The 1,398-nt window shown below is 35.3% G+C and carries 1 protein-coding gene; it reads right to left on the bottom strand.

Going from position 1 to position 1,398, the window contains the following annotated elements; all coding sequences use genetic code 11:
* A partial coding sequence (locus AVANS14531_RS09095; protein WP_336612156.1) for a hypothetical protein occupies positions 1 to 1,398 on the bottom strand: 1,398 nt, incomplete at both ends.

Raw genomic sequence — 1,398 nt, forward strand, 5'->3', positions numbered from 1 at the left:
CTCTTTACTAATTGTTGCGTTTGTTTCTCTTAGTGAAACTGTAGCTTCACTAACGTTTTTATCAAATCCTAAAGCAGAGTTAGCTGTAAAGCCATTAGCATCTTTAACTTCTACTTGAATATCTCTACCATTGTTTGCTACTAGGCTAAGTCTTCCCATATTAGTTGAGTTAGTTGTATCTAAACCAACGATACTTGACATACCAGCTTTATCTGGCTCATTCATACCAGCTTTAACCCCAGTAAAGAATTGCTTAAATGAGTGAGCTATCATACCTTGTTGTGCTTCTTTAGTATCCATAGTCTTACCATCAGCATTAGCAATGATTTTATCTAATTTTTTATTTATTTCATCAATCGCAGAATTAGCACCATCTACTGTTGTTTGAGCTCTTAGTTTTTTAAAGCTATCTAAGATATCTTTAGCCACTGGGTCATCTTTACCTGCTGTTCCATTGATTGCTAAATTTAAAGCACCTATTTTATCAGCTGCAATAGTTGAAAAATCTACTTCTTTACCATTTAATGCAGCCAACGCACCATTTGCTGCTGTAGCAGTTTTGAAAGCTTCATCTACAGTGGCAAATTTTGCAATAGCAGCAAATCTATTTGCTTGTGCTGTATGATTAAACTCAGTACCTGCTGCTAACAATGCTGTAGAACCATTTGTTGTAGTATCTGTTATTTTTTTCAGCTCATCATTTACTAATTTACCTGGAGAATTTGCTGTTGTAACATCTACCTTAAGGTCTTTCATTCTCTCAGTGCTTTCTTTTACTGCTGTATCAAGTTTGGTTACGTATTTTTGAGCTGCATCTGCGATAGCTTTTAAACCATTGTCTTTTGTAGTGCCATCAAAAGTAGCATCTTTCCATTCAGCAACATTATTTAATGTTGTTAAAGCATCGCTTATAGCTTTATAATCAGTTGCTTTTTCTATAGATGAAAGAGCTTTCTGAGCTTCCGTATCTAATTTAGCTTTATCTGCTGCTGCAGTAGCTCCTGCTTTAGCTTTTAAAATATTTGTATCTATAGCATTCGCCAATTCTTCTTTTAATGTAGCTAAAGCATCTTTTCTAGTATCTTGAAATGTTCTTAATTCCCCTAAAGGTGCTGTAGCATCTATTGTTTTTTGCTTACCATCGGCGTAAATTAAAGCATCTTGAGTGCCATGAGCATTCTTAACATCTGCAAACGAGTTCTCTTTAACAAGTATAGAGCCTTCAGTTCCTGCTGCTTTAGTCCATGTGTCTGCTAAATTTAAATCCACACCTTTTTTAAATTTATCTTCTAAATTAGCACCTTGTGTTACTAGGCTGTGATTGTCTGCTACCGGCTTTGTGGTCTTCACATTATCCTCAACCTTAATACCCCTACCATCTCTATTAGCTAATACTAA

It is taken from the genome of Campylobacter sp. Cr9 (genome assembly GCF_020138295.1).
Lineage (GTDB): Bacteria > Campylobacterota > Campylobacteria > Campylobacterales > Campylobacteraceae > Campylobacter_E.